Source organism: Citrobacter sp. TBCS-14 (assembly GCF_005280805.1).
In the GTDB taxonomy this organism is placed as follows: Bacteria; Pseudomonadota; Gammaproteobacteria; order Enterobacterales; family Enterobacteriaceae; genus Citrobacter; species Citrobacter gillenii.
Map to the genome: position 1 here is coordinate 1 of NZ_SZWM01000113.1, position 220 is coordinate 220.

The window sequence follows — 220 nt, forward strand, 5'->3', positions numbered from 1 at the left end:
CATGCTGTCTTTACGCAGCGGATAGAGTTCGTCCGGCCAGTCATCGGGCAGTACCAGACGACGCTCATCCGGCAAACCAACCGGGATCAAACCGTACATATCGCGCACTTCGCGCTCGCCCCAGACCGCAGCCGGAACGCGCGGCGTGACGGACGGGAACTCCAGCTTGTTGGCATCGACTTCAACTCGGACAGTTATCCAGCATTTGGTGCCCTGCTCC

At 60.5% G+C, this 220-nt stretch carries 1 protein-coding gene; it reads right to left on the reverse strand.

Features of this window, described 5'->3' with window-relative positions:
* Positions 1-220 (reverse strand): NADH-quinone oxidoreductase subunit C (locus FDX22_RS00620; protein WP_186805269.1); only part of this gene is annotated, 220 nt, incomplete at both ends.